The sequence below is a fragment of the Microcoleus sp. Pol12B5 genome (assembly GCF_036701335.1).
Lineage (GTDB): Bacteria > Cyanobacteriota > Cyanobacteriia > Cyanobacteriales > Microcoleaceae > Microcoleus.
The window spans coordinates 1-7,461 of record NZ_JAUBQQ010000057.1 but is presented as its reverse complement, the minus strand read 5'-3'; the positions used below and the strand labels follow the sequence as shown (position 1 = coordinate 7,461).

At 44.4% G+C, this 7,461-nt stretch carries 6 protein-coding genes and 1 pseudogene; 5 read left to right on the top strand and 2 right to left on the bottom strand.

What is annotated here, in order from left to right; all coding sequences use genetic code 11:
* On the top strand, positions 1-261 hold a 261-nt coding region (locus QUA24_RS20385; RefSeq protein ID WP_333231642.1), incomplete at its 5' end, for a hypothetical protein.
* A 96-nt stretch (positions 262-357) separates the two neighbouring features.
* On the opposite strand, the gene QUA24_RS20380 is transcribed toward QUA24_RS20385, so the two are convergent.
* Positions 358-1,605, bottom strand: a complete 1,248-nt coding sequence (locus tag QUA24_RS20380) for a ferrochelatase (protein ID WP_333231640.1) — start codon at positions 1,603-1,605, stop codon at positions 358-360.
* Between the two features lie 581 nt (positions 1,606-2,186).
* Here QUA24_RS20380 and QUA24_RS20375 point away from each other — a divergent pair.
* The 4 genes from QUA24_RS20375 (at position 2,187) to QUA24_RS20360 (ending at position 5,832) form a co-directional block, all read left to right on the top strand.
* A complete protein-coding gene (locus QUA24_RS20375; protein ID WP_333231638.1) occupies positions 2,187-2,771 on the top strand; it encodes a hypothetical protein in 585 nt (194 codons plus the stop codon).
* Positions 2,764-3,489 (top strand): DUF3120 domain-containing protein, encoded by a 726-nt coding sequence (locus QUA24_RS20370; RefSeq protein ID WP_333231636.1) that lies wholly within the window; start codon positions 2,764-2,766, stop codon positions 3,487-3,489. Before QUA24_RS20375 ends, QUA24_RS20370 begins: the two co-directional genes overlap by 8 nt.
* Before the next feature lie 198 nt (positions 3,490-3,687).
* Positions 3,688-4,536 carry an alpha/beta hydrolase gene (locus QUA24_RS20365; protein ID WP_333231634.1) on the top strand — a complete coding sequence of 283 codons (849 nt, stop codon included), beginning with the start codon at positions 3,688-3,690 and terminating at the stop codon, positions 4,534-4,536.
* Positions 4,537-4,644: 108 nt separating this feature from the next.
* Positions 4,645-5,832, top strand: coding sequence for a pentapeptide repeat-containing protein (locus tag QUA24_RS20360; protein ID WP_333231632.1), 1,188 nt, complete (start codon positions 4,645-4,647; stop codon positions 5,830-5,832).
* A gap of 213 nt (positions 5,833-6,045) precedes the next feature.
* On the opposite strand, the pseudogene QUA24_RS20355 reads toward QUA24_RS20360, so the two are convergent.
* Positions 6,046-6,393 (bottom strand): annotated as a pseudogene (locus QUA24_RS20355) (transposase); the annotation flags it as partial.
* Positions 6,394-7,461 lie beyond the last annotated feature (1,068 nt).

Genomic DNA, 7,461 nt, shown 5'->3' with positions numbered 1-7,461 from the left:
GACATTAACGGCAGCGATGTTGGTAAGCCCTATAAACTTAATAGTTCAACACCAGTAGCTGCTAATCCTCAAGACAACCATGTCCTCGTAATGGGCAATCGAATACTGGTCATTACTGATGATGGCAGCGTTTTTGCTCATGACATTAACGGCAGCGATGTTGGTAAGCCCTATAAACTTAATAGTTCAACACCAGTAGCTGCTAATCCTCAAGACAAGCGGGTCATCGTAATCGGCAATCGAATACTGGTCATTACCTAGCTGTTTGCAGTTCGCTACAGGTAGGGATGCTCAACGAAAAAAAATCGCCCCTTCTCTAAAAAAAGCAAGGGGCGATCAACGTTTTAACTCAATTAATTAATGACTGTGCCCGTGCCCGTGAGAATGCCCGTGCCCACCATGAGAATGCCCGTGATCACCATGAGAATGCCCGTGATCACCATGAGAATGCCCGTGCCCGCCATGAGAATGACCGTGCCCTTCATGAGAATGACTGTGCTCGCGTTGCGCCGCAGCCAAACTCGGATTAACAGCAACCGCAGTCTCACTCAACAACGCTTCAATCTGCGGATTTGCCCACTCAGCGGCCATTTTCAGAAACTCTGGATGGTCATTCACGCAAGGCAATTTGCGGTAAGTAACTCCTTGACGCTGTTTCTGCAAAGACTCAATAATGTGGTCTACATCTAACAAAGTTTCGTGATTTTCTGTCGCAAATCCGATCGGCATAAAGACGATCGCAGTTGCACCCAAATCAATCAAATTCTTCGCAGCCAACGTCGCATCCGGCTGCGTCCATTCAATCAGGGGTGTGTCGTGATTCAGCCAACCCACCGAAATCAAAGGATAGCGATACATCAAACGTTCCCGCACGCGATCGTACAAAGCTTGACTTTCCACAATTCCCGAAGTAAAGCCCTTCGCCTTGTGCGGACAACCGTGATTCATCAGCACAATCCCAATCTGAGAAGGCAAATGCGCTACAGCTAAATCGTTCTTAATTTCCTCTTCAACCAAATCCGCCATTAGCTGGATGTAAGCAGGTTCATCGTAAAAAGAAGGAATGTAGCGCTGTCCTTTTACCCAATGTTCCTTACCATCAAAGGTTTGTGCTAAAGCTTTATTCACCTGTTCGACTGCAATGCCGCTGGTGAAAACAGAATCAACTACCAACAGCGGATAAATCAGAATTTTGTCAAATCCTTCTGCTTGAATTTGAGGGATTACTTGTTCCGGCAAAAACGGCGCGCAAAAGTTAAAAGCTTTGAACACTTTTACTTTATCGCCCCATTTCTCCTGTAAATTCTTTTCAATCCCAGCGCGCTGCTGTTCAAAAATTGCATTGTGCGGCGAAACGAATTGACCGTGTTGGTGACTCCACTCGTGCAAGTCAAAGATTGCTAAAATCTTCGCCAGCGGCGGATAAATCCAAAGCGGTACTGGCGCAAACTTTGCCGTAAGCAAATTTAAAGCTTGTTCGTTGTAGTTGGCAAAATCGTCGTAGCTTTCGACTTCGCCATAACCCATCAGCAATACAGCAACGCGATCGTTACTTGCGGGTGCTGCAGATGTTTTGTACTCGATTTTTTCTGGAGAAGCAACCACTTTGTATTCCTCAATTTTATTTATTCTAAGAGATCCAGACAGGATGAAGGGGGAATCGGAGATTTTTCATTGTGTGCGATCGCACGACGGTTGCGCGCGGGGGGCTGATTCCCGATTGCTGCGCCCATACTTCCCGGTCAAACCTCTTATTTATCCTAGAAACCGGATTGATGAGCATCAGTCCTAAGTCGGTTTTTTGACCCTGACCCGAAATTCGTAGGGCAGCTAAGCTGGCAGGCCTCTAATTTTCACAATCCTGTTTCTTTAAGCTTTTGTGGGGTCAGCTTCGACGCCGCCGGAAAAGTTAAATCTAAATACAGAACAGCTTAAAACTAGAATCAGCCTTTGCTAAGCTTGACAGGAGATGGGGCGGGGGGGGATAAGTTTCATTTTTTCTTAAGACTCCCTCCCTTTGCCTCAGATTAATGCGGTTTGGAGCGTTCCCAGCATTTAACTTGGGGGGATACTCTTCAAACTTGACCCTATTATAAGTTTAACACCCTATCCCCAGGGGTAGTATATGATATAGTAGCTATATGATAAAGTTATGTTGCGAACTATATTAACTTTCTTGACGAACTATGAGACTGGTAATTTGCCCCGGAGTCCACGAACCAAAGCTAACCGACTGTTTCCTGACGGGACTTTCGGGGCTTTGGGGACTGGCAGCCGATCGGCAAAACCAGCAAATAGTCGATCGTGTCAAGATTTTTCCCGCTCATAAATATCCGCCTTTTTCAGCTATTGACATATTGCACTTTTTGTGTAGCGAAGACTTAGCAGGAGAAAGTCTAGTATTTGTCAGCTTTTCGGCAGGAGTAGCCGGGACGATCGGGGCGGCTTGGATGTGGCAGCAACTCGGCGGCAAAGTCGGGGCATTTTTTGCCTTAGACGGTTGGGGAGTACCTCTGGCGGGCAATTTTCCCATCCACCGAATCAGCCACGATCGCTTTACGCACTGGAGTTCGGCAATTCTCGGTGGCGGTGGAGAAAGCTTTTATGCAGATCCCGCGATCGAACATTTGGATTTATGGCGAGCTCCCCAAACGGCAAAAGGCTGGCACGTCAGCCAAACCGCTGCCGGGATTGAGACTGTCGCACCCACAACTGCAGCAAAATTTTTAGTCCACCTATTGAAACAATACGGAGTCCAATCAGTTGTTTAATCTTAATTTAGTATCATCAGCGATCGCACCTATTGCCACCATCGCCCGCCTCGACAATTCTGTCACTTCAGCCACAACAAACAGCATCAAACCGTGGTTAATATTTAGCGCCTCAGCATTTTTAGTCTCAATTCCAGTCTTCGTGCAAGCACCATTAGTGCGTTTATATCCAACCATCAGTTTGCTATCAACTATCCCCTGGTTCGTTCTGAGTTTAATTTTAATTTTCCGCCCCAAAACACAACTTTGGGGAGATTTATTATTAGGATTTGCCGGATGCTGGCTGGCAGGTTCTATCTATTGGGGCTGGTTCAGATGGGAACCAATTTTACATCTACCTATAGAGTCAATTGGCTTGCCTTTTGCTATTTGGTGCTTAGGCAAATCTTGGGGAAAAGTTGGCGGCTATTTTTACTTGGGTTCCCTATTGGGTACTGCCATTACTGATTTATATTTTTACTTAACAGGGTTGATGCCCTACTGGCGGCAAGTGATGCACGCGGAACCGGAATTAGCAATGCCGATTTTTCAAAGTGCGATCGGTCAAATCGAAACTCCTTGGGGCATAGGTTGCGCTTTAGTTTTAATCGCTGTGTTGCTAACAGTCGGTTTGCTGAGTTTGCGCGGCACGCAACTGCACTGGCGCGCTTTCAGCGGAGCTGTGTTAAGCACGCTTTTGGTAGATGGTTTATTTTGGCTGGCTGCTTCTGCTGCTTAATATCTATGATTAGTTTTTATGTGGGTGATTTTTGACCGCAAATGTGGGCGGATTGACGCAGGTTAACGCAGAGTTTTTTGATGGATATAGTCTTGAGATTCCTGACTTTTTTTTTAAGAAGTCGGGAATTTGGGCATTTACTGAACAATTATGAGTTAAAATCTAAAATCTAAAATCTAAGAATCCCAAATCAATATCATGTCTTTCATTTCAATTCGCGGTGTAGAACATTATTACGAGTGGATAACAGCAGATAACACGGCCCAACCTAGCGGGAAACCAGTGATGGTATTTCTGCACGGCTGGGCGGGTTCAGCGCGCTACTGGGAAAGCACGGCCCGGGCTATTGCTGATGATTTTGATTGTTTGCTTTACGATATGAGAGGTTTTGGTCGATCGCCTTTGCCGAAAGAGCCTCCTGAGTCCAGCTACGAACTCGAAACCTACGCCCGCGATTTAGCTGAATTATTAGAATCTCTGAATTTAAGCCGCGTCTTTCTCAATGCTCACTCCACAGGTGCATCAATTGCTACTTTATTTCTCAACCTTTACCCCGAAAAAGTAGAAAAAGCAATTCTCACTTGCAGCGGGATTTTTGAATACGATGAAAAATCTTTTACAACTTTTCACAAATTCGGTGGCTATGTGGTAAAATTTAGACCCTCTTGGCTGGCATCCATCCCGTTTGCCGATCGGCTATTTATGGCTCGGTTTTTGCGCCGTTCCCTGCCCACAGAGGTCAGTCTGGCGTTTCTCAAGGATTTTTTAATGGCAGACGAGGAAGCTGCTATAGGTACAATGGTGACGGCAGTCAGCAAAAGAGCAGCCGAGGAAATGCCCCAAGAATTTGCGCGGCTGAGTGTGCCAACACTGCTTATTGCCGGAGAATTTGACCAAATTATCCCCGCCGTCATGGGAGAGCAAGCAGCCTCCCTCAGCAAAAAAGTAGAATTTGTTATAATTCCGAATACGGCTCACTTTCCGATGCTGGAGGATGCCGCAACATACTTGCAGCGAATTCGAGACTTTTTGCCAGCAGCGGCTTAGCTGAGTTATTGTTCATCTAATGTACGATCGGACACGCAAGCTTTGAGAACGGCTTTTGCTCCGATCTTAATTTTTAATTTCTAATTTCTTAAAGCGAAAGGTGGTACAATGAACGACCTCGACCAATACTATAAAGTGCTGGGACTGTTGCCGGGAGCTTCCAGAGAAGAAATTAGCCAAGCCTACAAGGATTTAGCGTTCATTTGGCACCCCGATCGCATCCCCAAAGACAATCCCAGACTACTACAGAAAGCTGAAGAGAAGATTAAGGAAATTAATCAAGCTCGCGAACAATTGCGATCGATTCAACCAAGAGGTCAGAATCAGAACGTTCAGCACAAACATACTCAGCACAAACACACCCAGCAACAAAACACCCAGCACAAACATACCCAGCAACAAAATACTCAGCAACAAAACGCTCAGTACAGAAACACTCAGCAACAAACTACCCAGCAACAAAACGCTCAGTACAGAAACACTCAACAACAAACTACCCAGCAACAAAACGCTCAGTACAGAAACACTCAGCAACAAACTACCCAGCAACAAAACGCTCAGCAACAAAATACTCAGTACAGAAACACTCAGCAACAAAACACTCAGTACCAAAACGCTCAGCAACAAAATACTCAGTACAGAAACACTCAGCAACAAAACACTCAGTACCAAAACGCTCAGCAACAAACTACCCAGCAACAAAACGCTCAGTACAGAAATACTCAGTATCCAAACACCCAGCACCAAAACACCCAGCCACCACCGGCCAACCCAAAAGAACCGCGGTACTCTTCTGAACCCTCTTCAGGAAAATATCCTGGAAATTATGCGGGAAACTATGGGGGAAACCCTGCAGGGCCCTATTCAGAGGCGTCCCGCTACCAATCGCAGCCACCGCCATCTCAGTCTTACCGCCAAGCTGGGCCGCAAGCTCCCGATTTGAGCGGTTCCAACTTCAAAGGAGCTTCCTTAAAAGAAAAGGATTTTTCAGGGAGAAACTTGAGCAATGCAAACCTGAGTGAAGCCGACTTAAGTGATGCTTTTCTACACAACGTCAATCTCACAGGCGCGAATTTGCATCAAGCTAACTTGTTCCGGGCTAATTTGTTAGGAGCTTGTTTGATCAATGCCAACTTGAGAGAAACCAACTTAATCGGAGCCGATTTGAGCGGTGCTGACTTGAGCGGTGCTGACTTAACAGGAGCGAAAATCGGTTACGGCGATCGAGTTATGGTCAAACTTACCCGGACTACATTAACAGGTACAATCTTACCCGACGGTACTGTTCATAGCTAAATTATTTAGTTTTTAGTCAGTGGTTGTAGACGCGGGTTTCACCCGCAATATTTGCTGCAATTCCTAATACAAAAAAATCCGCCCTTTGCGAATTTGGGAGAAAAACTTATATTCTGTCCGCTAGAACAACCGCCATAAGATTGGTTCGTAGTGAGGGCCTTCGTCGTCAGAATTGTATGAGGACTTGCATTCCTCACTGCGTACCCATAATGGTTAATACCACTTCTCCAAAATTATGCAGAGCGTAGTTAGTGCCGATAGAATATAATCCCATCCCGTGATAGATGCGATTTTTTCACTTGAAAATTCTTCAAGAAAAGTGCGAACTTTTTCTTTGATTTCATCTAAGTTGTCATAAAGTTCCCAAATTAATTGTTGTTTTATATATTGCCATACTCTCTCGATAGGATTCAATTCAGGACTGTATGGTAGTTGAAAAAGCAGTAAAATATTATCGGGGATTTTGAGCTGCCTACTATGATGAAACTTACCATTATCCAGTTCCACAACATTTAAATGCTCCGGATATTCTGCTGCTAGGTTATCTAGGAATATCTGAAAACATTGACCGTCAAGATGTGAAAACTCTAACCAGAAACTTTATCCGGTTTGAGGGGCAACCGCCCCATACAAATAGTAAGCTTTAAAATTCCATTGAACTTTACCTATTGGTTTGACTCCACGGGCTGTAATTTTTTTCCTTTCAATCGTTTTTAAGCCGATTATAGTTTCATCTTGACACCAATATTTGAGACCGCTTTTTGCTGGATTAGGGGTAGTGGACTCCAACCATAAGAAACGTTTCAGCAATTTTTCTAGTTTTTTTTAAACTCGATTGCTGCCGCCGGATCTTTTTGTTACTCAAACGCCTTGGTACTTTTAACTTGGCTTTCATGCGATAGTACAGTTGCTTATGTAAAGTTTGATATTTGACGGATACTTGATAGTTATCTTCCACCCATTTCGCAATTTCTTTGTAACTCTTAAACTCGCAGGATTCCTCACTAATTTTTCTCGAGACTCCTGCTATTACTTCTAAGGGAATTACTCGGGGTCTCCCAGTCGAGCGACGCAGCTTTAATAATGATGACAGACCGCCATCATTATATTGCTTTAACTATCTTTGTACGGTGATTCTATGTACCCCTAAAAGTTCAGCGACCTCGCTCGATACTCGGGCTCGACCCAGATTTTAACAAATAAAGTGCCTGAATTCTTTGTCTGTTAGTTACAGTTCGTTGCTGTGACATAATTATTTTTAATTCGGTCGCAGTATCTTTAATTCTTTCTTGGTAATTTACTTTCATACAATCGTTCTTTTGCTAGAATTGCTATTGTAGCATATTTTGGGAGAAGTGGTATTATTAATAAAGTTTGACACAAAAAAAGGCACAATAACCTCCTTAATCCCGCAACGAGGTTCATGACTAAAAAAGCAATTGCAATCGCTGTTTGATATCAGGGTAAGAGCATCTCAATCAGACTTGACACAAGGATTTGATAATAAGCATCATGTACTCATCACTCATGGCTGGCCGGTTCCTTTTTTGTCTCAAGCTACGCGGTAGGGTGGTTTCACAGGTTGAGGGCATTAAGGGCCATCCGTCTGAGCACAGCCAAGTTTTGAGG

Coding starts and splice junctions, on each gene's coding strand:
- QUA24_RS20360 (WP_333231632.1), top strand. CDS start 4,645: ATGAACGACCTCGACCAATACTATAAAGTGCTGGGACTGTTGCCGGGA.
- QUA24_RS20365 (WP_333231634.1), top strand. CDS start 3,688: ATGTCTTTCATTTCAATTCGCGGTGTAGAACATTATTACGAGTGGATA.
- QUA24_RS20375 (WP_333231638.1), top strand. CDS start 2,187: ATGAGACTGGTAATTTGCCCCGGAGTCCACGAACCAAAGCTAACCGAC.